Source organism: Novosphingobium sp. BL-52-GroH, assembly GCF_044813085.1.
Classification (GTDB): Bacteria; Pseudomonadota; Alphaproteobacteria; order Sphingomonadales; family Sphingomonadaceae; genus Novosphingobium.
Genome location: NZ_CP171149.1, coordinates 1697603 through 1723375 on the forward strand (window position 1 = coordinate 1697603; position 25773 = coordinate 1723375).

Below are 25773 nucleotides of genomic sequence, written 5' to 3' on the forward strand. Positions count from 1 at the left end.
GGCGTTCCTCGAACACGGGCTCTTCTCCGATACGGTCCAGTTCCCGGCCAAGCCGAACATGGCGCCGACTTTTCCGGAGCATCGTCAGCCCCCGATGCGGAATCGCAAGCTTTTGCAGTCCGTCCCCATCCATTTCACTCCGGTCATGGCTATCTGTCCAGAATGTGCTATGGGCCTCGGTGCTGATGTCGCCATCGACGGATATCGGGCCGCTTCAGCTGCTCCCTTTGTCCCTTAGTTGCTTCACGAAGCCGGGATGCGCCGCGTTGGAGCATGCCCGTCAACCTCGGACAAGGAATGCGTCCCATGATCACCGGAAAAGTCAAATTCTTCAATGCCGACAAGGGCTATGGTTTCATTGCGCCTGAAGGCGGCGGCGACGATGCCTTCGTGCACATCTCGGCCGTCGAGCGTGCCGGCATGCGCACCCTCGACAAGGAACAGCGCGTTTCCTACGAGCTGGAAACCGACCGTCGCGGCAAGACCTCGGCCGTCAACCTTCAGCCGGCCTGAATAGGGTGAGGAAAGGGGCGCGCCGCCAAGGCGTGGCCCTTTCCACTCCACGACGATCTTGACAGAATTAGGTACGAGTTGATGGCAGGATACAAGGAACCCGGCATTCAGGACCGGGTGAACGCCGCTGCGCAGGCGCGGGCCAAGGCGCTGGCGCTGCTCAAGTCCAAGGCCCCGGTCGATCCGGCGGTCCAGGCAGAGCGGATAGCAAAGGCGCAGGAGCGCGAAGCCGCGCAGGCAGCGAAGCGCGAGGCCGCCAAGGCTGCTCGCGAAGCCAAGCTCGCGGAAAAGTTAGCGAAGGCGGAGCAGGCAAAGCTCGACGCGATCGCAGCCGCACCGCCCCCCGAACTCACCGAGGCCGAACGCAAGGCGGCCCGCGATGCGCGTTACGCCGCGCGCAAGGCACGCAAGAAGTAGCTCTCCTCTTCCGAAAGACGTCCCGATGATTGAGCCACAGACGATTGAGCCAATGATCGGAGACGAACTGATCGGCACTGCCCGCGTTCCGGACGGGGTGGAACTGCAACTCGTGCGCAACGGCGCCGACTTCGCGATCATTCTCGATCGCAACGAGCTGATGAGCACGGATATCTGCGCTTCCGAGGAAGCGCTGGCGACGATGACTTGCGAGCAACTCGGCGGGCGACCTGCCCCCGAGTTGCTGATCGGCGGCTACGGCATGGGCTTTACCTTGCGCGCCGCACTGGCGGTTCTGGGCGCGGATGCCAGCGTCACCGTGGCCGAAATCGTGCCCGAGATCATCCAGTGGGCGCGAGGTCCCATGCGGGACCTGACCGGGGGGTGCCTCGATGATCCGCGCGTCGTGCTCGTGAACGACGATGTCGCAATGCTGATCCACGCGGCGCGGGACGGCTACGATGCCATCCTGCTTGACGTCGACAACGGTCCCGAAGGCCTGACCCGACGGTTGAACGACCACCTTTATTCAAAACGCGGCCTGCAGGCCGCCAAGGCGGCGCTCAAGCCTGGTGGCATCTTGGCGATCTGGTCGGCCACTCCCGAGGGCACGTTCACAACGGAACTGGCGGAAGCCGGCTTCGTAGTCGACGAAGTCGAGGTGAAAGCCTATACGCACGGCAAGGGTCACGATCACGTCATCTGGTTCGCCCGAAAGGCGTAATCCGCCGCCGTTTCACCAGTTCGGGGGCACTCGTGCCAACTGCCAGAAAGGCGTCACGACCTCGAATCATTCGAGGTTGCGATCAGACCTCGTTGAGTTCCGTCACGAACTCGTAACGATCGCCCCGATAGACCGAGCGGGTGAATTCGACGATCCGCCCGTCCGGAATGCGCGTCTGACGCTCGATCCGCAGCACTTCTGAATTCTGCTGCACGCAAAGGATGCCCGCCTCGGTCGGCGTCGCCAATGACGCGCGCAGCCGCTGGGTGCCCGACGTGGGGCGAAAACCGTGCTTTTCCAAAGCTTGGTAGAGCGAATCGCCCAAGCTTTCGAGGTCTGGCATGAACATCGCCGGGATCACCGCGTGCTCGATCGCCAGGGGCTCGCCGCCGGCCAGCCGGACGCGGCCGAGGCGGGCCACGCGTGCCGTTGCGGAAACCTGCAGCGCCGTCGCCTCTTCCTCGGTCGGCAGGGCGTAGGACTTGTAGATCCACACGACGCCGGGTGCCTCGCCGCGGGACCGGGTGTCGTCGCTGAAGCTGCTGAGCCTGGCGCCGGGTGCCTCGATCCGTTTGGCGACGAACGTGCCCGAACCCTGCCTGCGGATCAGAACGCCTTCGTCGATCAACTGTTCGATACCCTTGCGCACGGTGACGCGCGAAAGCCCAGCCATTTCGCTCAGGTCCCGCTCGGAGGGGAGCGCGCTGCCGGGGTCGATACCGCCGCTGCTAATGTGCTCGCGCAGGGATCGGGCAAGCTGCAGGTACAGCGGCGTGCCTTCCTCGCTGCGCGTCCAGGCTATGTCACGCATCCTTGGTCAATCCCGCCTTTTCAGAACCTGCATGACGTCGCGCAGATTGCCACCGTGCGCCTCGAGCAGTGTGCGGCCTTCCTCGACCGGCACACCCATGGCGACGATCACGCCGAGCCGGATTTCATTCCCGGCCGTCTCGAGCGCGCGAGCCGCCACGCCGGCGTCTACCCCGGCGATATCCTGAACCATGCCGCGCCCCCGTTGCAAGAGCTTCGCATTGGATATGCGCATGGCGACCATGCGGCCTTCGTAGACGAGGCCGCGGCGGATCATGATCGCAGTCGACAGCAGGTTGAGCACGGCCTTCTGTGCAGTGCCCGCCTTCATCCGGGTAGACCCGGCAACGACCTCGCTGCCGGTGACGGCGATGATGCCGTGTTCGGCCTTGTCCACCAGCACGGTTCCGGCATTGTTGGCGATGCCGATGGTCAGTGCTCCGGCCTTGCGTGCCTGCTCGATCGCGGCGACGGTGTAGGGTGTGCGGCCGCTGGCGGCGACGGCGATGACCACGTCCGATGGGCCGATGCCATGACCGATGATCTCGGTGCGGCCCGCCTCGACGTCGTCTTCGGCGCCTTCATAGGCTTCGGTCAGCGCGCTGACGCCGCCGGCCATGAGGAAGATCATGCGATCCATCGGCCAGCCGAAAGTGGGGTAAAGCTCGGTCCCGTCCTGCACCGCAAGGCGGCCCGAAGTGCCGGCGCCGACGAAGACCAGCCGCCCGGCACTACCCAGGCGCGCGGCGGCGGCTTCGGCTGCGCGGGCGATGGCGAGGGTCTGAGACTGGATCGCGGCGATGGCGGCCATCTGGCCCTCGAGCATGGCTTCCACCGCCAGTTCGGTCGGCCAGAGGTCGAGATCGATATAGCGGGCGTCGAGTGCTTCCGTATTCATGATATCCCTTGTCACTCAATTCTTGGCCGAGATCATCAGTTTCCCCGAGCCTGCGGGCGCGGCGCAGACGACGAAGGCGACGACGGTGCCGATGCACAACTGGAAGGGGAACGAGAGTCCGTTAAGGATGGTCGGCAAGCCGATGGCGTGGGCGATGCCCGGCTGCAGCAGCAGGATCGTCACGAAGCCGACGAGCAGCGCGGCGATGACCGACCCCGTTGTCCCGCGCCCGGTGAACAGCGCGGTGAAATAGACGCCCAGCAGCCCGGCATAGGTGAACACCATCACCTGCAGCGCGAACTCCAGCAGGCCCATGCTCGAATAGCGCTGCCAGTAGAACGAGACCACTGCCATCACGAACATCGCGAAACCGATCACGCCCATGCCGGCGCGACCTGCCTGGACGTAGTGGTGCTCAGGCGGGGTGCCGCGCTTTTCGCGCCAGGGGCGGTAGAAGTCCTGCACCAGCACCGAGGACATCGCGTTCAGCGCCGAGTTGGTGGTCGCCACCGCAGCCGCGCAGATGCCTACGGTCACGAGGCCGCGCAGGCCGCCCGGAAGCTGTGTGAGGATGTAGTGCATGAAGATCGAGATCTTCTCACCGCCGAACTGGTTGCCGGCCTCGGCGGTGGCGCCGCCCATCAGGTCGGGGCGATCGTAGAAGACGTAGAGCAGCAGGCCGATGACGATGAACATGCCCACCACCGGCACGGTCGCCAGCACCGAAAGGTAGAGGCTGCGGGCGCCGGTCTTGGCGTCCTTGCACGAAAGCAGGCGCTGCGTGGTGTCCTGGTCCATGCCGGCGTTGGCGATGTAGAGCAGCGCGAGGCCGGTGACGATCGCCAGCATCGAAAACGGGCGCGACAGGTCGAACGAGAAGTCGAAGACCTTGAGCTTGTCGATGCCTTCGGGTGTGTTGGAAAGCCCGGCGATGATGTCGCCGGTGGAAGCCGGGATCGACAGGCGCAGGAACACCAGCACCGCGACGGCCGAGCCGAGGTAGACGACGAACTGGATGAGGTCGTTCCACAATACCGACTTGAGACCGCCGACGAACGTGAACATTACGCTCGCCACCACCAGCACCGCCGCCGCGATCATGATGCCTTGTGCCTCGACGCTGCCGGTAATGACCATCGCCAGCGCGATCGCCGCGAGGTAGACGCGCGCCCCGCCGGCAAAGACGCGGCCGACGAGGAACATGCCGCCCGCCCAGCGCGTCGCCTTCTCGCTGAAGCGCAAGGTCAGCAGCTCGTAGGCGGTGGTCGCCTTGATCGCGTAGAAGCGCGGGATCATGACGTGGGCGACGAAGATCGCGCCTATCAGCCCGCCGATGTTGCCGGAGAGGTACGTGAGATCGCCGTGGTAGCCGTAGTCAGGGCCGCCGAGGAACGTGGCGGCGGATTGCGTCGCCGACAGCACCGAGATCGCCGCGAGCCAAGCGGGCACGTTGCCGCCGGCAAGGAAATAGTCGTTCGCGGTTTCAGTCTTGCGCGGCGTGAAGATCCAGCCTCCCGCGACGAGGAGGAGCAGGTAGGCGGCGATCACAAGCCAGTCCGCCAGGGAGAACGGCAGCATCATCGCGATTGTCTCCTGTCAGCCACGCGAAACACCCGGCCTGTCAAACCTGGGGGGCCTGATCGGGATGGGCTCCAGCCGCGTATGCGTCAAAATAAGAAGCGAGCGCCCGGTCCGTCGGAGGAGGATGACGGGCCGGACGCTACGCAGGGGGTGACGTCCTCAGATGTGCGCGGTCAGCGAGAAGCCGAACGTGCGTCCGAGGATGTCGTACGTGTCGGGGAAGGTGTTGAACACGCCTCCGGTCGACACGCTGGGGGGATTCTTGTCGAACAGGTTGTAGACGCCTGCGTTCATCGTGACGTTGTCGGTGAAGTCGTAGGACGCCGACAGGTCGAAGGTGTTCTGGGCCGAGATCGTCTCGGTCGAACCCGCCGCGCTCGACTTGACCTTGCCGATGCGCTGCCAGTCGAACTGGATCAGGCCCTTGCCGAACAGCCAGGAAACGCCGGCGGTGTGGCGGTAGTCGGGCTGGACGAGGGTGGTTCCGTCGCTTGAGCAGGTGGCGCCGAAGGTCCCCTTGCACTGGATCGCGGCGACCGTGGCGTTGGCCTGGATCTTGTACGAGGTGACGATGTTGCCCTGGTAGCTGAAGCGCAGGCCTTCGCCCGGAATCCAGTCCTGGCGCAGGGTGTAGGTGGCGCCGATGTCGAGGCCGCGCTGAAGCAGGCGGCCCAGGTTCTGGTTGTTGACGTAGGCGTCCTTGAAGGTGCCGTCCGAATTGCGGGTCACTAGCGCGCACAGCGGATTGCCGGCGGTCGGGTTGGTGATGTAGCAGCTGGTGATCGCGGCGATGGGCTGGATCACGCCGACGGCGCCCTTGAGGTCCAGCTCGTACCAGTCGACCGTGACGTTCAGGCCCGGCAGGAACGTGGGCGTGATGACCGTGCCGACGGTGGTGGTGTAGCCGGTCTCGGGCTTGAGGTCAGCATTACCGCCGTAATAGTAGTTGCCAGTCAGGTAGCCGGCCGAAGTAGAGTTGGCCGAACCGACTGCCGGGGCGCCGAAGCGGGCGCACTGGGCGGCGTCGCCCGTGCCCAGCACGCAAGGATCGCCACCGTAGCGGGGCTTGAGGCGGTCGACGGTGACCAGGCTGCTGAACGGCAGCGACGAGGTGGTGCCGGCGAACTCGCCGAAGTTTGGCGTGCGCAGGACGCGCTGGTAGGTGCCGCGCAGACGGACGTTGTTGTCGACCTTCCAGTTCGCCTCGACCTTCCAGGTCCCGTGGGTGCCCCACAGGTCGTACTTGGACAAGCGGTAGGCGCCGCCAAGGTCGAGCTTCTGGATCAGCGGCAGGTCGTGCAGGACCGGGATCAGGACTTCGCCGTAAAGCTCGACGACGTCGAACTTGCCCTTGTAGGCGGCCTGCACGCCTTCCTTGTAGGTATTGCCGGTCAGCAGCGCGGTATCCTGACCGATGCTGGCGGTCTCGCGGCGGTACTCGACGCCGCCGGCAAAGCCGATCGGGCCGGCGGGGAGCGAGAACAGCTCCTCCAGCGTGCCGCTGAGAGTGGCGGCAGTGACGAACTGATCGCGCTTGCGGTCGAAGCCGGTGATATCGCTGATCAGCCCGTTGATGAGACCTTCGCTGGAGAAGATGTCACCGCTGGTGGCGAGCGCGGCGAAGTTGTTGGCGCCGGTCGAGCTGGTTACCAGGCCGTCGCCGGTGACCTTGGTGCTCTCGGTGGAGCGGCCGTACTGGGCATAGACGTTCCAGTTCACCGCATCGGTCACCGCGCCGCGCAGGCCGGTCTGGACCTGCATGGTGTTGCGCTCGGTATGGTACATGATGATCTCGTCGAGCGAGCGCACCACGTTGACCTGCGCCGACCCGTTCACGAACGTGAGCTGGTTGCGGATGTCGTCGGTGAGGTAGGGGTTGCTCTGGCTGACCGCGACGGTGCGGCTGAGCGAAACGGGGGTGGCGCCGACGGTGCCGGTCTCGACCGACTTCATGTTGGTGAACATCGCGCGGCCGTAGACTTCGATGGCGGGCGAGATTTCGTACTTGAACAGGGCAGCGGCGTTGATGCGCTTGAGGCCCGAGACCAGCGGGTAGCGGCTGCTGACGTTCGAGGTGGAGGTCGGCGACTCCGTGAAGGCGCCGCCGTCGGTGAAACCGAACGTGTTGCCGCTCGCGACGTCGGTGTAGACGCCGCCGGTGCTCGGGATCGTCGAGTTCGGCGTCGCAGCCCAATCGCGCTGGCCGGCGCGGATCATGTCGCGCTGGGTATAGTCGAGGGCGACGACGATGTGGCCCTTGTCGCCAAGGCCGCTGCCGACCATCAGCGAACCGCCATACTGGGCGCCGCCATGCTCCGACAGGCGCGCGGCGGCAGTGCCGCGCACGCCTTCGTAGTCGTCGTTGAGCACGAAGTTGACCACGCCCGCCACGGCATCGGCACCGTAGACCGCGGCGGCGCCGCCGGTGAGGACGTCGACGCGCTTGATGAGCGAGGCGGGGAGCGAGCTTACGTCGACCGAGTTGCGGAAGCCGAACGGGGCGCCGCGGGTGCCGTCGACCAGGACGAGGGTGCGGCTCTGACCGAAGTTGCGCAGTTCGAGGACTTGCGCGCCGAAGGCGTCGCTGCCTTGCGAACCTTGGCGAACGCCGCCGGAAAGCTGGGGAATCTTGGTCGAGAAGTCCTCGACGGTAAGCGCCGACTGGAGCTTGATCTGCTCCTCGCTGGTCGAGGCGACGGGGCTGCTGGAAGTGAGTCCGGGCACCTTGATGCGCGTGCCGGTGACGACGATGTCGTTGCCGGCGGCCGTGTCATCGGCGGGAGCCGAATCGGATTGGGCGAAAGCGCTGGGTGCCTGTGCGAGAGCGATGGCGAGCGCTGCCAAGGCCACGGCCTGTCGATGTGACTTAACCATTAGGAATTCCTCACTTTTCCATTTCCCTGAACCCAGATCCTGTGTCGTTCTGGTGCGACCCGAAGACTCGACGGTATGACCTTGTGGGCTGCAGGACGTATGCATACCTGTCATTGACTTGTAAAGATGTGGTATCAGACCAATTCAACAATCCTGCTCGGGTGCCAGATCGTGCCGCCGGTCATCGGGCGGTCTACCCCGGTGGTGCCGGGGAACGTCAGCGGCAACCCGCGCAGGCTGCGCGCCGCGAGGAAGGCCATGGCCTCGGCCTCGACGAAATCGCCACGCAAGGCCATCTCGTCCGCCGTGCGGCAATCGCCGAGCAGGTCACGCAGGGCGGTCATCAGCGTGGGGTTGTGACTCCCACCGCCGCAGACGATCCAGACCTTCGGCGGCCTGGGCAGGGCCTGCGCCGTCAGTGCGACGGATGCTGCCGTGAAAGCCGTCAACGTCGCCGCCGCGTCCTCCAGCGAACAGGCGTCGGCCCATTCGAGCGGAAAGTCGTAGCGGTCAAGCGACTTGGGCCCTTCTCCCCGGAAATGTGGGTGCGAAAGCAGCCCGGCAAGGACTTGCGGATCGACCGCACCAGCTGCCGCGAAGCGCCCGCCGTCGTCGTACTGGCCCTGGCCGTGCGCCTGCACGACCTGGTCGATCAGGCCATTGCCCGGGCCGGTGTCGAAGGCGACCAGCGATCCGTCCTCGCCAATCCAGGTGAGGTTCGCTACGCCGCCCACGTTGAGGAACGCGACCGGCCTCTCGAGCCCGATCCGCTCCGCCAGCGCGGCGTGATAGGCCGGGACCAGCGGCGCGCCCTGGCCGCCGGCGAGCAGGTCGTCCTGCCGCATTTGCGCGACTACGGGGATGCGCAAGCCATCCGCGATAGCCTGCGGATCGCCGATCTGCACCGAGAGCTGCCGTTCCGGCCGGTGAAGCAGGGTCTGGCCGTGGAAGCCGACGAGGCCCGGAATTCGTCCGGCCTGGGCGATGGCGGCTTGCCCGGCGCGGACGTGCGCGCTCTCGATCACCCCGGCAGCGGCCGCGAAGGATGCAGGTGTCGCGCCGAAGCCGTTCCACGCCAGCGCGTCCTCGGTGGCCCGCTCGATCGCCGCGCGTTCGGCGGCAGAGAAGGCGACCATCGCGCACGGGCCGAAAGCGTCGATTCGTTCGCCGTCGGTTTCCAGCAGGGCAACGTCGACGCCGTCCAGCGAGGTCCCGCTCATGAAGCCCATGACGAGCATCACGCCGCGTCCCAGGTGCATGCGACGAAGCTAGCGTCGTCGTGCCGTTTGACCCGCGTGTAGCGGTGCAGCGAATCGGGCTTGCGTTCGAGATCGCGCAGGCGCTCCAACCAGTTCGTCCAGTCGTCGGGCGTGGCGATCGAGAGCAACTCGCTCGGTCGTGCCGCCTCGAACAACTCGACCAGGCGCAGGAAGCCGTCGCTCGCAACGGCGAAGCGCTGGCCAGGCCGTACCGGCATCGTCATCTGCCAGATGTGGTCCGCCGCCGCCGGTTCGGTGCCGAGGACCCAGTAGCCGCCCTCGCGGTTCATCTGTTCCCGGTTGGCGCGTAGGCGAGGCAGGAGCGCAGCCTTGAGCGCCTCGGGCGTGATTTCCGGGTCGGCGTCGAGCAGGCCTCTGGCTGCTTCCAGCGTAGCGGCTTCGATCGCCTCGTGCGAGGAAACGCCGAAAAGCCTGGCCTCTCCCATCTCGCCGCCCGTCGCGTCGATGGTGGCGACGCGGCAGTCGGCCAGCGTCGTGAATTCGGCCATGCCGTCGATGATGCGGACCATCGCGAAAGCGGCCGAAGGCAGTTCGTGCGCTCCCGTTGCCGGTCGGACGGCGTCGCGCTCCAGCGCTTGTGCGCAGCGTGCCATGACGGTGCGCAGGACCTCGACGGTGGGAAGTACGGGGCTTTGTGCCAGGACTTCGGCGAGCAGCCGGTTCGCGGTGCTGGCCAGCCACGCGGCGTCGCTCGGCGCTTCGACCAAGGCGCCACCGATCCCGGTCGCCCCGTCGATCACCCAGGCGGCGTTACCGTAATGACCGACTGCGTCTTCGTTGACGTCGCCCGGAGCGTCGGACGCGGCGATGTTGATTGTGAGCATGGGGTTCTCCCTTGTGCTACCCTGTCGGCGAAACAGGTATCATCACATGCTACAAAAACAAAACCACTTTAATGCCACTTGTGCCAAAATTCGAAACTGGTATCTGTCCCGGGCATGACATTGACGACACCAAAGCCGCCCCTGGCGCATGCCGACAAGGCGCAAACCCAGATGGCGCGGGAAGCCCGCGAGGCCCCTGCGCGTTGCGTCGAGCAACTGCGCCGCAACGCCGATCTCGTCCGCGAGGCAGGGCGTCGCCTTCGCGCACTTGCGCCGCCTTTCGCCGCTACGCTGGCGCGCGGAAGTTCGGACCAGGCCGCGGCTTTCGCCAAGTTCCTGCTGGAGACCCGAGCTGGAGTGCCGACGCTCAGTCAGGCGCCTTCGGTGGGCTCGCTCTATCATGCGACGTCCGCGAACTTCCGCGAAGTGCCGCTGATCGCGATCTCGCAGTCGGGCCGCAGCCCCGACCTGCTGGCAGCCGCCGAGGACGCCCGTGGCAGGGGCGCCATCGTCATCGCGGTCGTCAACGAAGTCGAGTCGCCGCTGGCCGAGCTGGCGGAGATCGTCATCCCCGTCCACGCCGGCACCGAAACCAGCGTAGCGGCGACCAAGAGCTTCGTGTGCACCCTCGTCGCGCTGACTCATCTCGTCGCCGAATGGAGCCAGGACGCGGAATTGCTCGCAGCGCTGGAAACCACGGGCGAGGTCCTAGAAGCGGCCGCGTCGGCGGATTGGACGGAAGCGGTGGATCTGTTGCGCGATGCCAGCGAAATGCTCGTGCTCGGGCGCGGCCCGACCCTGCCGATCGCCGGCGAGGCTGCGCTCAAGCTGAAGGAGACATCGAGCCTGCACGCCGAAGCCTTCAGTAGCGCCGAAGTCGCGCACGGGCCGATGACGCTGGTAGGCAAGGGCGACCCGGTGCTGGCGCTTGCGCCGCTCGACGTCGCGCGCACCGGCCTTCGCGATCGCCTGGAAGACTTCGCCGCACGTGGGGCCAGGGTCATTGCCTCCGGCAGGGCGGAGGACGTGGTCCCCGCCGGGCTGGTGCTGCCGTCGCGCACCGACGTTCACCCGGTCCTGGGAGCGATCGCCCAGATCCAGAGCTTCTACGGCCTCGCCAATGCGCTCTCGCTGGCGCGCGGTCGCAATCCCGATGCCCCGCCGCATCTCAACAAGGTAACGCGCACGCTATGACCCTTCAGGCTCTCATCGGAGCGCGGATCGTGCTGGCGGATCGCATCGTCGAAGGACAGGCGCTGCTCCTCGACGGAGCACGCATCGTCGGTGTCCTCAAGCCGGACACGCTGCCGGAAGGCTGCGATACCCAGCAACTCGACGGTGGCTGGCTGCTGCCGGGCTTCATCGATACCCAGGTGAATGGCGGCGGCGACGTATTGTTCAACGACATGCCCAATATCGAGGGCATCCGCGCCATCGCCGCCGCGCATCGTCGCTACGGCACCACCGGCCTGCTGCCCACGCTCATCAGCGACTACCCGCAGGTCGTCGAGGCGGCAATCGAGGCGGGCGAGGCTGCCCTTGTGGCAGGGGTCCCCGGCGTACTGGGCGTCCACATCGAGGGTCCGCACCTCAACGCGGCCAAGAAGGGCATCCACGACCAGAGCCGCTTCACCGGAATCGACGAAGCCGTCGTCGCGCGGCTCACCGCGCCTACCATCGGTCGCCGGATCGTCACCATCGCTCCGGAACTGGCGCCCCCGGGCACGGTGCGCGCATTGGCCGAGGCCGGAGTGCTGGTCTGCGCCGGGCACAGCCTGGCCGACTACGACCAGACCCGCGCGGCGCTGGCCGAGGGGCTGGTCGGCTTCACGCACTTGTTCAACGCGATGACCCAGTTCCTTAGTCGCGATCCCGGCATGGTCGGCGCGGCGCTGGAAGACCGCGCCAGCCATTTCGGCCTGATCGTCGACGGGTTGCACGTTCATCCTGCCGCCTTGCGCGTCGCTCTGCTGGCGCGCGGGATCGAAGGCGCGATGCTGGTCACCGATGCTATGCCGCCGGTTGGCGGGCGGACCAGCCGCTTCACGCTGATGGGACAGGATATCGCCGTGGTCGACGGGACCTGCCGCGGGCCGGACGGGACTTTGGCGGGCTCTGCACTCACCATGGCGCTCAGCCTGCGCAATGCGATGGACATGCTGGGCTGCGATATCGTCGCCGCCTCGCGCATGGCGAGCGGGAACCCGGCGAAGTTCCTGGGACTCGACAACGAGACCGGCACGATTGCACCGGGCCTCCGGGCCGATCTCGTCCATCTCGACGATGCGCGCGAAGTCCACGCCACCTGGATCGGCGGCGCGCGCGAGGACCATCGCGAATGACGCCCGAACTGGGACTGATCGAGGGACGCTTCGGCCGCGTCTGGAGCGAGACCGAACGCCTTTACGTGGTGCGCACGCTTGCGGCGGCAGGCTATGCCTTCTACCACTACGGCCCCAAGGCCGACCGCCCGCTGCGTCGGGAATGGCGCACCGGGCATGAGCCGGCGCGGATAGCGGTGCTGATGCGCCTTTCGGCCGAGTGCCGCGCCGCCGGGATGCGCTTCGGCATGGCGATCACGCCGGTGGGATCGACGCACCCCTTCGACGCCACCGCACGCGCCGATCTGGCGCGACGGGTTGCGGACCTCGACGCGATCGGCATCGACGATCTTGCCGTGCTGTTCGACGACTTGCGCGGCGACATGCCCGAACTGGCAGCCCGGCAGGCCGAGGTGGTGAACTTCTGCGCCGGGCTGACGCGGGCCACCCGCATCTATACCTGCCCGACCTACTATTCCGACGATCCGGTGCTCGACCTGGTGTTCGGCGACAGGCCCCGCGATTACCTCGGCGAACTGGGCCGGCTGCTTGACCCGGCGGTTCAGGTCTACTGGACTGGCGAGGAAGTGTGCTCGCGCGAGATCGGGCCGGCGCATCTGGCGCGGGTGGCCGGCGATCTCGGACGTCCGGTGTGCCTGTGGGACAACTATCCGGTCAATGACGGCGCCCGCATGTCGCGGTTCCTGCACTTGCGGGCGTTCACTGGCCGTCCGGCCGCGATCGGCGCGCACGTCTCTGGCCATGCGATCAACCCGGCGATCCAGGCGCATCTGGGCTGCATTCCCGCGCTGACGTTGCCGATGGCCTACCGTGCAGGCGACGACTACGCCTATGGTGCGGCGTTCGGCGAGGCGGCGAGGCACCTGCTCGGAGATGAATTCGCGGTCATGTTGCAGCAGGACCTTCCCGCCCTTCAGGACGTGGGCTACGAACGTCTCGGAGCCAGGACCGAGCGCCTGCGCGCCCGTTACGCCGGCATCGACCATCCCGCAGCGCGGGAGATCGTGACCTGGCTCGACGGCGCCGACCTGATGACCGACGACGAGGTCCAGACGCAGTGAGAACCTTTCCTGTCATCATGGGCGTGGTGACGGCGCCGGGGGCAGCGCTGCCTGCGAACGGGGACCCTGGTGGCCGCGCATCGGCCTTCTTCCGGACACGTCACCCTGGGCTGGCTTCAGGGTCCATCGGCCGGTTGCAACCGACCGTTCGTGGCGCAATGCCGAGAACGCGGTCCATGGCCGGAAACACCACGTCCGCGGCGCGATGGAACCTGAAGCCAGCCCGGGGTGACGGCGGGCGGTCGAAAGGAAACGTCTCGTCGCGATGACCCACGCCGCGCTCCTCACCTCGCTACGCGTCGCCGTGGGCAGGCGCCATGTGCTGACGAACCCACGCGCTACGGCTCGCTTCCGCAAGGGCTATCGCACGGGTGAAGGCCCGGCGATCGCGGTGGTGCGTCCCGGCAGCCTCGTGGAACTTTGGCGGGCGGCGCAGGCCTGCGTGGCGGCGGACGTATCGATCATCATGCAGGCCTCGAACACTGGCCTGACCGGAGGTTCGACGCCTGACGGCGCGAACTATCCCGGCGGCCTCGTCATCATCAGCACTACGCGGCTCGACGGGCTGCGGGTCATTCGCAAGGGCGAACAGGTGCTGTGCCTGCCGGGCACCACGCTATACCGGCTCGAACAGGCGCTGCGTCCCTACGGCCGGGAACCGCATTCGGTGATCGGCTCGTCGTGCCTCGGCGCCTCGGTGGTGGGGGGCGTGTGCAACAATTCGGGCGGCTCGCTGATCCGGCGCGGCCCGGCCTACACGCAGCTCGCGCTGTTCGGCGAAGTCATGCCGGACGGCACCTTGCGCCTCGTCAACCACCTCGGCATAACGCTGGGCGAGGACCCCGAAACCATCCTTGCACGCCTCGAGACCGGGCACTTCACCGAGGCCGACATCGATACCGCCGATGACAGGTGGGCCCACGACCACAGCTACGCCCAGCACGTCCGCGACATCGACAGCGACGTGCCGGCGCGTTTCAACGCTGATCCGCGGTGCCTGTTCGAAGCGGCCGGAAGCGCCGGCAAGCTGATCGTCTTCGCCGTGCGCCTCGACACTTTCGCGCGCGAAGACGAGACCACCACCTTCTACATCGGCACCGACGTACCCGACCTCCTGACCGACTTGCGCCGCACGATGCTGCGCGATTTCGACACGCTGCCGATTGCGGGCGAATACATGCACCGCACCGCCTTCGATGTCGCCGACCGCTACGGTCGCGACATGTTCTGGGCGATCGAGCGGCTCGGCACCGACCGGCTGCCCGCACTCTTCGCCGCCAAGTCCCGCTTCGACGCTATGCTTGGCGGAGGTCTCAGCGACCGCCTGATGCAGTGGTCGAGCCGCTTCATTCCCGACCACCTGCCCGAACTCATGCGCGAGTACCGCGATCGCTTCGCCCATCACCTCATCCTGAAGGTGCCGCGCGATCAGGTCGAGGCCGCCCGCGCGCTGCTGGCGAGGCTGTTCCCGGGCGGCGAGATCGGCGATCACTTCGAATGCACTGCCGGAGAAGCCGCCAAAGCCTTCCTCCACCGCTTCGTCGCGGCGGGCGCAGCGGTGCGGTATCGCGCCGTCCATAGGGCCGAGGTGGAGGACATCGTCGCGCTCGACGTGGCGCTACCGCGCAATACCCGCGAATGGCTCGAAACGCTGCCCGCCGAGCTGGAGGCCTGCACGATCCACGCGCTCTACTACGGGCACTTCTTCTGCCAAGTGTTCCACCAGGATTACATCGTGCGCAAGGGCACCGACCCGCTCGCCTTCGAACACGCCTTGTGGGAGCTGCTCGACGCACGCGGCGCGCAATATCCGGCCGAGCACAACGTCGGGCACCTCTATGTCGCGAAGCCTTCGCTGGCGGAGTTCTATCGCAGCATCGACCCGCGCAACCAACTCAACCCCGGTATCGGCCATACCGCGCGGTCGCGGGACTGGGCCATGGCCGGCTCGGCGAACCTATCCGCCTCACCCCCCGCAGCGGCCCACGGAGACTACCCATGACCTATTACCTCGGCATCGATGCAGGCGGCAGCAATTGCCGCGCCAGGCTGGTCGACGCTGCGGGCACCGTGATCGGCCATGGCAAGTCCGGCACCGCGAACGCGCGGATCGGCATGGAGGCGCTGTACGAAACGCTGCTCGATACCGCCGATCAGGCCGTGGCCGAGGCGGGTCTCACCACCGGGCAGCGGGCCACCGTCCATGCCGGCATGGGCATTGCCGGGATCACCCGTCCCGGCGTGCGCGAGGCGCTGGCCGAACTGGACTTCGGCTTCGCGTCGGTAAACTATTCCACCGACGCACTGATCGCGAATCTTGGCGCGCATGCGGGGCAGGATGGCGCGATCCTCATCATCGGCACCGGCAGCGCCGCGCAAGTCCGGCTCGACGGGCGGGACTTCACCATCGGCGGCTACGGCTTCCCGATCTCGGACGAAGGCAGCGGGGCCGCGCTGGGCCTTTCCGCGATGCGCCACGCCTTGCGTGCACTGGACGGGCGTACCCGCAAGACGCCGCTTAGCGCAGCCGTGACCGAGCGCTTCGGCCACGACACCGCGCAGGCGATTGCCTGGATGGATCATGCCACCCCGCGTGACTACGGGACCTTCGCACCGCTGGTGATGGACTACGCCGAGGCCGACGACGCCATCGCCCGCTCGATCGTCGAGCACGCGGCCGGCCACATCGAGCGCTTCATCGAGACGATTTTCGAGCGCGGCGCCACGCGCTGCACGCTCGTCGGCGGCCTTGCTCCACGCATGAGCTTGTGGCTGCGCTCGCGCACCGTCGAGCGCCTGAGCCCGCCGCTGGGCGATTCGCTGGACGGCGCGCTGCGGCTCGCCGGTTTCAAACCGGACTGAAACCATGGGTCAGCGGCCCGCCGATATTGGCGGGCCCGGCAATCGCCGCCGACGTGGTTGCATGACTGCAATCCGGCGGCCCCGTGGACTTTGCGTATGCACCGAAGCCCTTTGCGCCTGGACGGGCGAGGTTTCCCTGCGTCTTGCGCGCGAATTGCGCCTCGATATCCAGCGCCACTTCGTTCGGTCGTCCGCCTTCCATGTTCCTCGACATCGCAGCACGGGGCCTTGCCCGGCACAGGGCCAAGGTGGCTGCTTATGGCCACACCAAGCTCGCCTGGATGAGCCTAACGCTTTGCGCATGAGGCTTTTCACGGAGGACAACGAGATGCCGGTCAGCAAACCGCGCCAGTCGGCCACGCAGGCGCTGCTGTGCGCGACAACCATTCCCCTGCTGCTGCTCGGTGCCTGCGCCGATGGCGTCGGGTTCCGTCCGGGCATTGGCGGAGGGGACCCTTCCGGGCCCACGGGACCCACCGGTCCTACGGGGCCTACGGGCCCAACCGGGCCGACGGGGCCCACGGGTCCGACTGGCCCGGGTGGTCCGACTGGACCTACGGGCCCTACGGGCCCTACCGGTCCTGCAGGCCCGACGAACATCACCGGCCCGGTTGCGGGCGTGACCATCGGTGGGACGCCGATCCTGGGTCCGAGCGGCTCGGGTACGCTGATCGACGTCAACGTCGCACCGGGCACGACCACGGCCAATGGCGGCGGCATCGCGGTCGACGTCCTGACCGGCGACGTCCATGTGGTGAACGTCGCCCTGCCGACCACGACGGCGCAGACGCAGGAAGCGCTTGCTCCGGTGGGCTCGCTCGCCGGTGCCCTGCTCGGCAGCCAGGTCGGCGGGACCGTCACCCAGGTCACCAACGGGCTGGCTCCCACGGTGGCCGGGGTGACCTCCACCGTCAGCCAGGTGACGACGCCGCTGCTGGCCACGGTGGATGCCGTGCTGGCCCCGGTGGTCGGGCAAGGCGGACTGCTCGCCCCGGTCACCGGCCAGCTCGGCGGTCTCGTCGACGGGATCACCGGCAGCCTGCCGGGGACCGGCGCCGGACCGGCGCCGACCTACACCGGCCCGCTCCTGGGAGTGGACCTGGGCAACAATGTCCTGACCGGTCCCAGCACCAGCGGGACTCTCGCCGGGGTCAACGTGCTGTCGAACAATCCGGGCCTCGTCTCGGGACAGTTGGTGACGGCCGACGTGCTTGCCGACGGCAACGTGCTCGACGTGACGCTGCCGACGACGGCGGCAGGCGTTGCGCAAGGGCTGGCACCCGTGGGCAACCTTGCCGGAGCGCTGCTCGGCCAGCAGGTCGGGGCGGGCGTCACGCAAGTGACGAACGGTCTGGCGCCAGTGGTGGCCCCGGTGACGGGTGCGGTCGACGCGGTCGTCTCGCCGGTTCTCGATGCGGTGAACGGCACGCTCGGCCAGGTGGTCGGCGGCGTCGGCTCGGGCGGGACCGCGGGATCGGTGCTCGCGCCGGTGACAGGCGTGGTCGGCGGCCTGCTCGGCGGCGTGTCGGGCGGCGGTGCGGATGTTGGTTCGCTGCTCTCGCCGCTCACGGGGCTTGTTGGAAGCGCCGGCACCTGACCGCATCATCGAGCACATACTGAATAATTCTGGAGGGCGGTCCATTCATGGGCCGCCCTTCCGTCTGATCAATCGGACCTTATGAGAATGCCCATTATTGGGCATCACCCCAATAATGGGCGATTTCCAGCGCACCGGTCAAAGAGCTTCCTCAAGCCCCGCCGAAACCTTCGCGATTGGGGCCTTGCTGAAACGACGTCAGGGGTTCGTGAACCTTTTCCAACGTGCAGTCGATCCACGCCAGGACATCGTCGAGCACCGGCGAGCCGTTTGCCGAAACCCGGGGGCTCAGGCCTGCGAAATTGTCTTCGCCCTTGGCGGACAAGCGCCGGCAAAGGCCGTTCTGGTCACGGCCGAGAATGTTGACGCAGAATTTCCCCGCGCTTTCGATCTGCGGCCAACTGTTCGAGGACATGTCCGGGAAAAATCCCACCGGCGGCGGCGATAGCGATACCGACGTGAACTAGCCCACGACCATGCCCGCGCGCCGGCCGTCAGGCAGGGTGGCCGGCACCACGCACACGTCCGTCGGGTAGTGCCCGCGAACGCGGCGGTAGGCCGCGCCGACGATCGCCGGGTCCAGCTTCATGGTCACCGGCCAGCCCATACGGGCTTGCGACGGTCTCTTGCTGCGCGTTCGCCTTCCTTCTTGTCCTCGCTCGCCGCGTATTCCTCGATCGGTTCGAAGCGGGTCATCAGGGCGACTTCCAGCGGGTGGCCGAGCCGGCCGAGTGCTGCCGCCTTGGCGGCCTGGACCGCAAGCGGCGACGCGGCGTTGAGCCTGGCGGCCCAGACCGCCGCGGCCTCCGCCAGCTTGTCGTAGGGGACGACCTCGTTGACCAGGCCATAGTGGCGGGCCTCGTCGGCCTTGATCCGATCGCCGGTCAGGATCAGTTGCATGGCAATGTGATAAGGCAACTGCCGGATCGCACGGTGGACGACGCCGCATTCGCCGATGATGCCCACCTTTGTCTCGGGCAGGCCGAATTGCGCCGTATCTGCTGCCACGATGATGTCGGCGCACATGGCGAGTTCGAAACCCCCGCCGACGCAGAACCCCTGGACGGCGGCGACCATCGGCTTCTTGCAGGTGACCAGCGGGCCGCCGATGCCGGTCAGGCCTCCGCCCAGCGCCATGCGCGAGTTGCGCTCGGCGCCCCCCGAAACGTCGGCGCCGATGCAGAAGCCCTTTTCGCCCGCGGCAGACAGGATGACCGCCCAGATTTCCGAATCGGCGTTGATCTCTGTCCACGCGGCCAGGAGAAGCTCGTCCATCTCCGGCGTGATCGCGTTGAGGCCCTGGGGGCGGTTGAGCCGGACATGGGCGACATGGCCCTCAACGGTGAATTCGACGTCGGCCACTGCCTACTCCCTGAAACTGTTGATGAGTGCTGTTGATGATGGTCCGCGGTAGTCCTCGAGCGCGGCCTTGACACTTTGATCGGCGATGCGCGCACGAATGGCGAGCACTGATGGCGCAAGGCGACACAGCGCGTCCAGCTCGGCGATACCCGAGGTGGTGGCGCGAAAGCCCGATGCTTCCGCCGCACGATGGATCGAGAGCTTGTTCACCCGCAGTACCTCCGATGGAACCAGAGCGATGCGCGAGGCGAGTGCCTCGACGGCTTCGACGAGACTGTTCGCGAAAACGCAATGGTTTGCCCAGCCCCATTCGAAGGAAGTTGCCCGGTCTATGCTGTTGCCCGGCAGGAAGGCAAATTCCTTCGCGCGCTTCGCTCCGACTTGCGCCATCCAGGTCGGCGTGATGAAACCGCGCCGATCGGCGCGCCCGGTTCGCTGATACGGGCATCATCGGCAACGATCGTCAAGCCGGCGAAGACGCATATATGTGCGGCGATCCCGGCACGAAATCTGGTCGCAAATCCGCGATCCGGGCTTCGTCGAACACAGGCTTTCCGCCCAAGACATCGCATTCTATCTGAACGCGGCCGCGGACGTGGCCGCTCGGGAGGCCGAAGTCTTTCTAAAAGGCAGAGCGGGCGGCCCGGACACTGGATGACCGGAGTCTATGGCGTTTCGTTTCATGCAATTGCGCTGCGGGACATGCAATTGACTAACCGTTCGATCGGCCGTAGCGCTCGACGATTGAGGCAGCGCCGACAGCGCAAAGTGGACGACTTGGGCGTGCCTGTGACGGCTCGCCCAGCAAGGACGATGGAATGAGTCTGACGGCCTGCGCTGTCGCGTTGATGATAGGTTGCGGGGCTCCCGAAGCCGGCAGTTTTCCCCAGGTCGAGCCTGCGGCCCTGGCCGAACCGCAGCCGGACGCCGCCTCTCAAGCTTCACCCGCCGCGATGCCATCGCCGAGCGACCCTTTGTCCACGGCAGAGCCGGTGCAGGCGCCCGCCGCGCCGCCGGCATCGGCCGATAACGGCGTGGCCGGCACCACTGCGAGCCCGGCGCAGGGAGACGACATCGTCGTCATGCGCCGGCAGCCCCCGCCCCCGGGCGATCCGCTGGAACGGCTCAACACCAAGTCGTTCGAGACCGTGCAATCGGTCGACAAGGCGGTGATCGAACCGGTTGCCAAGGTCTACAACAAGGGCCTGCCCCGTCCGGTCAGGAAGGGCCTGCGCAACTTCTTCTCAAACCTGAACGAGCCGGTGGTCTTTGCTGCCTATCTTCTGCAGTTCAAGCCCGGCAAGGCGGTCGAAACGGCCGGACGCTTTGCGATCAACACGACGATCGGCATCGGCGGCTTCGTGGACATGGCCAAGCGTAAGCCGTTCAACCTGCCTTACCGGCCCAACGGCTTGGCCAACGTGCTCGGCTATTACGGCGTCGGACCCGGGCCCTACATGTACCTGCCGATCATCGGCCCGACGACCGTCCGGGACCTCGTTGGCGATACCATCGAAAAGATGCTGGTCCCCGCCGTCGTCGGCAAGCCGTTCACCGAGCCCGCGGTCGTGATCCCCGCGACGATCCTCAGCCAGTTGGGAGAGCGCGCGGCCTTCGACGAAGAGATCGGGCGCATCCGCGAGGAGGGCAATCCCTATGCGGCCTATCGCGAACTCTACCTGAAGCAGCGCAAGGCCGAGATCGAAGCACTGCACGGTCGCACGACGCCGGACGTGGTCCCGGTCTATGGGCGAACCATGCCGACGGCAGGCAAGAATGAGGGGCAGGGGGCGACCGCTCCCGAATCGAGCCAGGCGCCGAAGCCGGCGGTGCCGTACTAAACCTTGTTCGATTGAAACCCTGCTCGCCATTCCCGCGAAGGTGCTCGCACATCTGCTGATGTGCGAGCAGACTCGGCGCCAGATGGGTGCCTGCCTCGGCTAAAGGTCGAAGATACAATTCGCGACGATCGCGCTTTGGCCGCGTGGACGAGTCACGAGTCATGACATCGGTGTAGAAATACGCGCCATCCCCCAGTTCCTGAGTCCGAACCCTCGCCGTCGCGAAGGCGTGGCTTGCGCTTTTTCCTTGCCTCTCGCGCCACCTGACGGGCGCGCCCATGCAGGCAGTTCAAAATGCGATTGCTTCGCAATATCGTATCGATTACGGGCGGCAAAGCTTCAGCAACAAAACATGAGGGTTCCATGCGCTCGCCATTCCGGCACGCCCTGTTCGCCAGCACGCTCCTGATCGCTCCCGGCCAATTCACCGCCGCCCATGCCGCCGAGGCCGACGGCGCGGTCGAGTCGGACGGCAGCATCGTCGTCACGGCAGGTGAACAGCCCTCCAGTTCGGCGACGGCACTTTCCCTGTCGATCAAGGAAACCCCGCAGTCCGTCACGGTCATCGATCGCAAACGGATCGAGGACTTCGCGATCACCAACGTCAACGACCTGCTGGACCAGATCGTCGGCCTCAACGTCGAACGGGTCGAGACCGACCGCACCTATTTCAGCTCGCGCGGGTTCGACGTGTCTAACTTCCAGGTCGACGGCATCGGCCTGCCGCTGGCCTGGGGCATCCAGTTCGGCGACCTCGACACCGCCCTGTTCGAGAACGTCGAAGTGGTGCGTGGCGCCAATGCGATCATGACCGGGATCGGCAACCCCTCGGCCACCGTCAATTACGTGCGCAAGCGCCCGACCGACGATCTCAAGGTCACTGCTTCGGCCCAGGCCGGCACCCGAGACTACTGGCGGGGCGACGCCGACCTCAATGTGCCGCTCACCGACACGCTCGCCGCGCGGTTCATCGTCGCACACGAGGAGCGCGACGGCCATCTCGACTACAACCACGTGAACCGCGACGTCTACGGCGCGATCCTGCGCTGGCAGGCGACGCCGAACTTGCGCGCGACGGTGGGCTACACCCGCCAGGAGAACGACGCCGACGGGGTGCTGTGGGGCGCCGTGCCGCTGCTCTACACCGACGGCACCCGCATCGACCTGCCGCGCTCGGCCTCGACTTCGGCCGACTGGACCTACTGGAACACCAAGGACCAGAGCGCCTTCGGCGAACTGGTCTATACCTTCGACAACGAGTGGTCGGTGACCGGCATGGCCACTTTCCGCCGCTTCCAGGAGGAGTCCAAGCTGCTCTACGCCTACGGCTATCCGGACCGCGAAACGGGCGAGGGCGTCTATGGCATGAGCGGCATCTATCCGTCCGACTACAAGCAGTACCTGGGCGATCTCTACCTCTCCGGCCCGATCCGCGCCTTCGGTCGCCAGCACAAGCTGGTGCTGGGCGTTTCGGTCTCCAGGTCGGATGCCAAGGAATACGAGAACTTCGCCGAGGATACCGCGCTGGTCTATCCATCGGTCTACGAGTGGGGCGATGTACAAGTGGCGGAGCCCGCCTATCCCGGCAGCTACCTCGCCGCGGACTACACCGACAAGCTGACGCGGGTCTACGGTGCCGCGCACCTCGACTTCAGCGACCGGCTCAAGGGCGTGATCGGCGCGAGCGCGATGTGGATCGATTCCACCGGCTTTTCCTATGAGGTCACGCAGGCGCGCAAGGACAGCAAGGTCAGCCCCTATGTCGGCGCGGTCTACGACCTGACGCCCAACGTCTCGTTCTACGCGAGCTATACCGACATCTACAATCCGCAGGTCGAGGTCGACGCGAACAACGAGCGGCTCGATCCCGCCAAGGGCACCAGCCTGGAGGCGGGCATCAAGAGCACGTGGTTCGGCGGCAGGCTCTACGCCACGCTGGCGGTGTTCAAGGCCAAGCAGAAGGGCCTCGCCGATTTTGCCGGCACGTTCGACGGCACCGGCGCCGGCAAGGCGGGCGACAGCTACTACGCACCGGTCGACACGACCTCAAAGGGTTTCGAGGTGGAACTTGCCGGCAAGGTCACCGACCAGTGGAGCGTCAGCGGCGGTTTCACCCTGCTCGACGTGGAAGACGCCGAGGGGAACGACACGCGCACCTGGATTCCCACGAAGTCGCTCAAGCTCGCCACCACCTACGAGGTACCCGAGTTCAACGACCTCAAGCTCGGCGCGCAACTGCGCTGGCAGAACGGTACCGATGCCGTCGTGAGCGATCTGGTCTATTACGGCGGGGCCGAAGGCGACGTTACATTGAAACAGAAGGGCTATGCGGTCGTCGACCTGATGGCCGGCGTGCGTATCGTCGACCATTTGCGCGCCAGCCTCAACGTGCGCAACGTCACCGACAAGAAGTACCTCAACAGCCTCAAGTGGGGCCAGGCCTTCTACGCCGCGCCGCGCAGCGCGGTGGTGACGCTGAGCTTCGATTACTGACAGCCTGATCGTCATCCACGCCTGCGCCGGGATGACGAGGGTGCAAAACTGGCGGCAGGTCTCAGCTTCCCGCCAGCACCGCGCTTGCCGGAAGGCGGATCTCGGCGACGAGGCCGCCGCCTTCGCGGTTTTTCAAGTTCAGCGCGGCGCCGAACGTGCCGGCCTGGGCCTGTGCGATGGCAAGGCCGATACCGCTGCCGTTGCCTTTGCTCGACGACAGCCGGCGGAAGGGCTGGAAGGCGAGCACCAGTTCCGCCTCGGGCAGGCCGGGGCCGCGATCGGCGACGGCGATGACGAGGTCGCCACCAACGTCGCGGCGGCACGAAAGGTCCGCGCTGCCGCCATACTTGAGCGCATTGTCGACGAGATTGCCCAGCACCCGTGTCAGTGCGTTCGGCTTGACCCGCGCCTGCATGCCGCCTCCTTGCGTGAAGGCGACGCGGTGGCCGAACTCGGCGGCGTCCTCGGCGGTGCTTGAGAGCAGGGAATCGATGTCGATCACCGACCACGGCTCGCGCAGTTCGCTGCTGCGGGCAAGGTCGAGGCCGTCGCGCACCATCTGCTGGGTGATCTGCAGGTCGGCGACAAGGCGGTCGCGCAAGTCCTCGTCGTCGACCTGTTCCAGGCGCAGCCGCAGGCGGGTGAGGGGGGTCTGCAGGTCGTGGGTGACCGAAGCGAGAATCTGGGTGCGTTCGCGCAAACCCTCGCGAACGCGCTGCTGCGCGAGATTGAGCGTCTCGATGGCCGTGCGCACTTCGCTCGGGCCCTTCACCGGGATCGGCTCGAAGTCACCCACGAGGGAGAACTGGTGCGCGGCGCGCTCCATGCGGCGCAAGGGGGCGGTGGCAAGGCGCGCGGCGAGCAGGCCGAGCAAGGCCCCGGCGACGATGATGAGTTCGAGGTACGGCGGACCGACCGGCGGTTGGTGCAGGGCACGGTCGGGCAGGAGATCGACGACGTAGCTCCGCTCGGCGCCCGCGGCATCGGCATAGTGGATCAGCCAGCAGTCGGGGAGCGGGTCGGTCGTCATGCCTGCGGCGGGGCGATAGCGCGAGAAATGCGCGAAGCACTGCGCACTGGTCAGCGGCATGACCTGCGCGGGGCGATGCAGGCGCTCGCCGAGCAGGCGGGACAGGGTCGGCTCTGGCGCGGTCATCCGCATTCCCGCTTCGGCGGCGTGTGCGCCCAGAACCAGCCCGCGCGAAAGAGCGGCTGCGGTCACGTCCGGCGCGCGTTCGTAGCGACCGGCCATGTCGATGGCGCTGTTCAGCGCAGCTTCGACCTGCTGCTTGGCGAACATATGGTCGCGCAGGGCATCGGAAGCCTGCAGAGCGAGCAAGGCCGAGACCGCCATCCCCAGCGAAAGCACCAGGGTCAGCCTGCCGGCGAGGGACTGGGGGTAGCCGCGCAAGCGTTTCAGGATGCTGCGCTCGGGTTCGGCGCGGGCTTCCGGCGTGGTCATTCGAAACTGACGGGGCCGGGCAGGACGTAGCCTTCGCTGCGCACGGTCAGGATCAGGTCGTCGCCGCCCGGCTCGCTTGCCAGCTTGTGGCGCAGGCGGCTGATCTGGATGTCGATGGTGCGGTCGAAAGCGACGGTAGCGCTGCGTTCTGGCAGCAATTCCTCGCGCGATAAGACCTGGTTGGGCGCCTCGATGAAGCGGGTAAGCAGGCGGTATTCGGCCGAGGAGAGCATGACGAGGTGTTCGTCGGCGCTCATCAGCCGCCGCTGGTGCAGGTCGAGCCGCCAGGGGCCGACCCGTGCGAAGCGCGCGACGCGGGGGCGACCTTGTCCTGCCGCCTTCCCGGGACCTTTGGCGAACGCCCGCGAGCGGCGCAGCAGGTTGCGCACGCGCGCCAGGAGTTCGCGCGGCTCGAAGGGCTTGGCGAGATAGTCGTCCGCACCCAGTTCGAGGCCGAGCACCCGGTCGATCGGGCCCTCTCGCGCGGTCACCATCATGATCGCGCCTTCGTGGCCCGCCGCGCGCAGTTCGCGGCATAAGTCGAGGCCGTCGCCATCGGGCAGGTTGAGGTCGAGGATCAGGAGGTCGACCGGCCCCGTCTCCATGCTGGCGCGCAAGGCGGCGACGGTGCCCACCGCGTCGACGCGCTGCGGTTCGCGCGAAAGCTGCGCGGTGATGAGTTCACGAATATCGGGGTCGTCTTCCAGGACGATGATACGACCCTCGGGACAGCCCTCGGGCGCACTGAGCTGCGCGTTCATGGCATCCACATAAACCCGCGCAGGCGCCAAGTCTCCCCCGTTGATACACGACAAACCATGCGGCGTCATGC

General features: G+C 66.7%; 22 protein-coding genes and 1 pseudogene. 11 read left to right on the plus strand and 12 right to left on the minus strand.

Going from position 1 to position 25773, the window contains the following annotated elements; translation table 11 throughout:
• Positions 1–306 precede the first annotated feature (306 nt).
• The 3 genes from ACFFDA_RS07315 to ACFFDA_RS07325 all read left to right on the plus strand — a co-directional run bounded on the left by ACFFDA_RS07315 (position 307) and on the right by ACFFDA_RS07325 (position 1654).
• Positions 307–513: a cold-shock protein gene (locus tag ACFFDA_RS07315; protein ID WP_007684000.1), complete on the plus strand. Its 207-nt coding sequence runs from the start codon at positions 307–309 to the stop codon at positions 511–513.
• A gap of 81 nt (positions 514–594) precedes the next feature.
• Positions 595–930 (plus strand): DUF6481 family protein, encoded by a 336-nt coding sequence (locus ACFFDA_RS07320; protein WP_404477383.1) that lies wholly within the window; start codon positions 595–597, stop codon positions 928–930.
• A gap of 52 nt (positions 931–982) precedes the next feature.
• A complete protein-coding gene (locus ACFFDA_RS07325; protein ID WP_404477385.1) occupies positions 983–1654 on the plus strand; it encodes a spermidine synthase in 672 nt (223 codons plus the stop codon).
• Between the two features lie 82 nt (positions 1655–1736).
• Here ACFFDA_RS07325 and ACFFDA_RS07330 read toward each other — a convergent pair whose 3' ends face one another.
• From ACFFDA_RS07330 to ACFFDA_RS07355, 6 genes are all read right to left on the minus strand, one after another.
• The gene (locus ACFFDA_RS07330) at positions 1737–2465 is read right to left on the minus strand and encodes a GntR family transcriptional regulator (protein WP_404477386.1); all 729 of its coding nucleotides are present in this window, start codon (positions 2463–2465) and stop codon (positions 1737–1739) included.
• Positions 2466–2471: 6 nt separating this feature from the next.
• On the minus strand, positions 2472–3362 hold the full coding sequence (locus tag ACFFDA_RS07335; protein ID WP_404477388.1) for an N-acetylmuramic acid 6-phosphate etherase: 891 nt from the start codon (positions 3360–3362) through the stop codon (positions 2472–2474).
• Positions 3363–3377: 15 nt separating this feature from the next.
• Entirely contained in the window at positions 3378–4943 is a 1566-nt protein-coding gene (locus ACFFDA_RS07340; RefSeq protein ID WP_404477391.1) for a sodium:solute symporter, read from the minus strand.
• Between the two features lie 159 nt (positions 4944–5102).
• A complete protein-coding gene (locus ACFFDA_RS07345; RefSeq protein WP_404477392.1) occupies positions 5103–7817 on the minus strand; it encodes a TonB-dependent receptor plug domain-containing protein in 2715 nt (904 codons plus the stop codon).
• A gap of 134 nt (positions 7818–7951) precedes the next feature.
• Positions 7952–9076, minus strand: a complete 1125-nt coding sequence (locus tag ACFFDA_RS07350) for an anhydro-N-acetylmuramic acid kinase (RefSeq protein WP_404477394.1) — start codon at positions 9074–9076, stop codon at positions 7952–7954.
• Positions 9055–9921 (minus strand): hypothetical protein, encoded by an 867-nt coding sequence (locus ACFFDA_RS07355; protein ID WP_404477395.1) that lies wholly within the window; start codon positions 9919–9921, stop codon positions 9055–9057. Before ACFFDA_RS07355 ends, ACFFDA_RS07350 begins: the two co-directional genes overlap by 22 nt.
• Positions 9922–10035: 114 nt before the next feature.
• Here ACFFDA_RS07355 and ACFFDA_RS07360 point away from each other — a divergent pair, with 114 nt between their 5' ends.
• From ACFFDA_RS07360 to ACFFDA_RS07380, 5 genes are all read left to right on the plus strand, one after another.
• Entirely contained in the window at positions 10036–11115 is a 1080-nt protein-coding gene (locus tag ACFFDA_RS07360) for an SIS domain-containing protein (RefSeq protein WP_404477397.1), read from the plus strand.
• Positions 11112–12263, plus strand: a complete 1152-nt coding sequence (gene nagA / locus ACFFDA_RS07365) for an N-acetylglucosamine-6-phosphate deacetylase (RefSeq protein WP_404477400.1) — start codon at positions 11112–11114, stop codon at positions 12261–12263. Before ACFFDA_RS07360 ends, nagA begins: the two co-directional genes overlap by 4 nt.
• Complete coding sequence (locus ACFFDA_RS07370) at positions 12260–13324, plus strand: beta-N-acetylglucosaminidase domain-containing protein (RefSeq protein ID WP_404477402.1); 1065 nt, start codon at positions 12260–12262, stop codon at positions 13322–13324. The genes nagA and ACFFDA_RS07370 overlap by 4 nt, the downstream gene beginning before the upstream one ends.
• Positions 13325–13589: 265 nt before the next feature.
• The gene (gene dld, locus ACFFDA_RS07375) at positions 13590–15326 is read left to right on the plus strand and encodes a D-lactate dehydrogenase (RefSeq protein ID WP_404477404.1); all 1737 of its coding nucleotides are present in this window, start codon (positions 13590–13592) and stop codon (positions 15324–15326) included.
• Positions 15323–16186 (plus strand): BadF/BadG/BcrA/BcrD ATPase family protein, encoded by an 864-nt coding sequence (locus tag ACFFDA_RS07380; protein WP_404477405.1) that lies wholly within the window; start codon positions 15323–15325, stop codon positions 16184–16186. The genes dld and ACFFDA_RS07380 overlap by 4 nt, the downstream gene beginning before the upstream one ends.
• On the opposite strand, the gene ACFFDA_RS07385 is transcribed toward ACFFDA_RS07380, so the two are convergent.
• Positions 16173–16364 (minus strand): hypothetical protein, encoded by a 192-nt coding sequence (locus ACFFDA_RS07385; protein ID WP_404477407.1) that lies wholly within the window; start codon positions 16362–16364, stop codon positions 16173–16175. The genes ACFFDA_RS07380 and ACFFDA_RS07385 overlap by 14 nt on opposite strands.
• 441 nt (positions 16365–16805) lie before the next feature.
• Here ACFFDA_RS07385 and ACFFDA_RS07390 point away from each other — a divergent pair, with 441 nt between their 5' ends.
• Complete coding sequence (locus ACFFDA_RS07390; RefSeq protein ID WP_404477409.1) at positions 16806–17783, plus strand: hypothetical protein; 978 nt, start codon at positions 16806–16808, stop codon at positions 17781–17783.
• 205 nt (positions 17784–17988) lie between these two features.
• Here ACFFDA_RS07390 and ACFFDA_RS07395 read toward each other — a convergent pair.
• The 3 genes and pseudogenes from ACFFDA_RS07395 to ACFFDA_RS07405 form a co-directional block, all read right to left on the minus strand.
• A pseudogene (locus ACFFDA_RS07395) lies at positions 17989–18372 on the minus strand (flavin reductase family protein); the annotation flags it as partial.
• A gap of 2 nt (positions 18373–18374) precedes the next feature.
• Positions 18375–19145 carry an enoyl-CoA hydratase/isomerase family protein gene (locus ACFFDA_RS07400; RefSeq protein WP_404477410.1) on the minus strand — a complete coding sequence of 257 codons (771 nt, stop codon included), beginning with the start codon at positions 19143–19145 and terminating at the stop codon, positions 18375–18377.
• 3 nt (positions 19146–19148) lie between these two features.
• Positions 19149–19535, minus strand: a complete 387-nt coding sequence (locus ACFFDA_RS07405) for a hypothetical protein (RefSeq protein WP_404477413.1) — start codon at positions 19533–19535, stop codon at positions 19149–19151.
• 428 nt (positions 19536–19963) lie between these two features.
• Here ACFFDA_RS07405 and ACFFDA_RS07410 point away from each other — a divergent pair, with 428 nt between their 5' ends.
• The gene (locus tag ACFFDA_RS07410; protein ID WP_404477416.1) at positions 19964–20986 is read left to right on the plus strand and encodes a VacJ family lipoprotein; all 1023 of its coding nucleotides are present in this window, start codon (positions 19964–19966) and stop codon (positions 20984–20986) included.
• Between the two features lie 363 nt (positions 20987–21349).
• On the plus strand, positions 21350–23479 hold the full coding sequence (locus ACFFDA_RS07415; RefSeq protein ID WP_404477418.1) for a TonB-dependent siderophore receptor: 2130 nt from the start codon (positions 21350–21352) through the stop codon (positions 23477–23479).
• 61 nt (positions 23480–23540) lie between these two features.
• Here ACFFDA_RS07415 and ACFFDA_RS07420 read toward each other — a convergent pair whose 3' ends face one another.
• Together ACFFDA_RS07420 and ACFFDA_RS07425 are read right to left on the minus strand one after the other, a co-directional pair.
• Positions 23541–24941 (minus strand): sensor histidine kinase, encoded by a 1401-nt coding sequence (locus ACFFDA_RS07420; RefSeq protein ID WP_404477419.1) that lies wholly within the window; start codon positions 24939–24941, stop codon positions 23541–23543.
• The gene (locus ACFFDA_RS07425; protein WP_404477421.1) at positions 24938–25702 is read right to left on the minus strand and encodes a response regulator transcription factor; all 765 of its coding nucleotides are present in this window, start codon (positions 25700–25702) and stop codon (positions 24938–24940) included. The genes ACFFDA_RS07420 and ACFFDA_RS07425 overlap by 4 nt, the downstream gene beginning before the upstream one ends.
• Positions 25703–25773: the final 71 nt, after the last annotated feature.

What these genes read in the sequence shown, in the direction of transcription:
- ACFFDA_RS07315 (WP_007684000.1), top strand. Translation starts at nt 307, where the DNA reads ATGATCACCGGAAAAGTCAAATTCTTCAATGCCGACAAGGGCTATGGT.
- ACFFDA_RS07320 (WP_404477383.1), top strand. Translation starts at nt 595, where the DNA reads ATGGCAGGATACAAGGAACCCGGCATTCAGGACCGGGTGAACGCCGCT.
- ACFFDA_RS07325 (WP_404477385.1), top strand. Translation starts at nt 983, where the DNA reads ATGATCGGAGACGAACTGATCGGCACTGCCCGCGTTCCGGACGGGGTG.
- ACFFDA_RS07330 (WP_404477386.1), bottom strand. Translation starts at nt 2,465, where the DNA reads ATGCGTGACATAGCCTGGACGCGCAGCGAGGAAGGCACGCCGCTGTAC.
- ACFFDA_RS07335 (WP_404477388.1), bottom strand. Translation starts at nt 3,362, where the DNA reads ATGAATACGGAAGCACTCGACGCCCGCTATATCGATCTCGACCTCTGG.
- ACFFDA_RS07340 (WP_404477391.1), bottom strand. Translation starts at nt 4,943, where the DNA reads ATGATGCTGCCGTTCTCCCTGGCGGACTGGCTTGTGATCGCCGCCTAC.
- ACFFDA_RS07345 (WP_404477392.1), bottom strand. Translation starts at nt 7,817, where the DNA reads ATGGTTAAGTCACATCGACAGGCCGTGGCCTTGGCAGCGCTCGCCATC.
- ACFFDA_RS07350 (WP_404477394.1), bottom strand. Translation starts at nt 9,076, where the DNA reads ATGCACCTGGGACGCGGCGTGATGCTCGTCATGGGCTTCATGAGCGGG.
- ACFFDA_RS07355 (WP_404477395.1), bottom strand. Translation starts at nt 9,921, where the DNA reads ATGCTCACAATCAACATCGCCGCGTCCGACGCTCCGGGCGACGTCAAC.
- ACFFDA_RS07360 (WP_404477397.1), top strand. Translation starts at nt 10,036, where the DNA reads ATGACATTGACGACACCAAAGCCGCCCCTGGCGCATGCCGACAAGGCG.
- nagA (WP_404477400.1), top strand. Translation starts at nt 11,112, where the DNA reads ATGACCCTTCAGGCTCTCATCGGAGCGCGGATCGTGCTGGCGGATCGC.
- ACFFDA_RS07370 (WP_404477402.1), top strand. Translation starts at nt 12,260, where the DNA reads ATGACGCCCGAACTGGGACTGATCGAGGGACGCTTCGGCCGCGTCTGG.
- dld (WP_404477404.1), top strand. Translation starts at nt 13,590, where the DNA reads ATGACCCACGCCGCGCTCCTCACCTCGCTACGCGTCGCCGTGGGCAGG.
- ACFFDA_RS07380 (WP_404477405.1), top strand. Translation starts at nt 15,323, where the DNA reads ATGACCTATTACCTCGGCATCGATGCAGGCGGCAGCAATTGCCGCGCC.
- ACFFDA_RS07405 (WP_404477413.1), bottom strand. Translation starts at nt 19,535, where the DNA reads ATGGCGCAAGTCGGAGCGAAGCGCGCGAAGGAATTTGCCTTCCTGCCG.
- ACFFDA_RS07410 (WP_404477416.1), top strand. Translation starts at nt 19,964, where the DNA reads ATGAGTCTGACGGCCTGCGCTGTCGCGTTGATGATAGGTTGCGGGGCT.
- ACFFDA_RS07415 (WP_404477418.1), top strand. Translation starts at nt 21,350, where the DNA reads ATGCGCTCGCCATTCCGGCACGCCCTGTTCGCCAGCACGCTCCTGATC.
- ACFFDA_RS07420 (WP_404477419.1), bottom strand. Translation starts at nt 24,941, where the DNA reads ATGACCACGCCGGAAGCCCGCGCCGAACCCGAGCGCAGCATCCTGAAA.
- ACFFDA_RS07425 (WP_404477421.1), bottom strand. Translation starts at nt 25,702, where the DNA reads ATGAACGCGCAGCTCAGTGCGCCCGAGGGCTGTCCCGAGGGTCGTATC.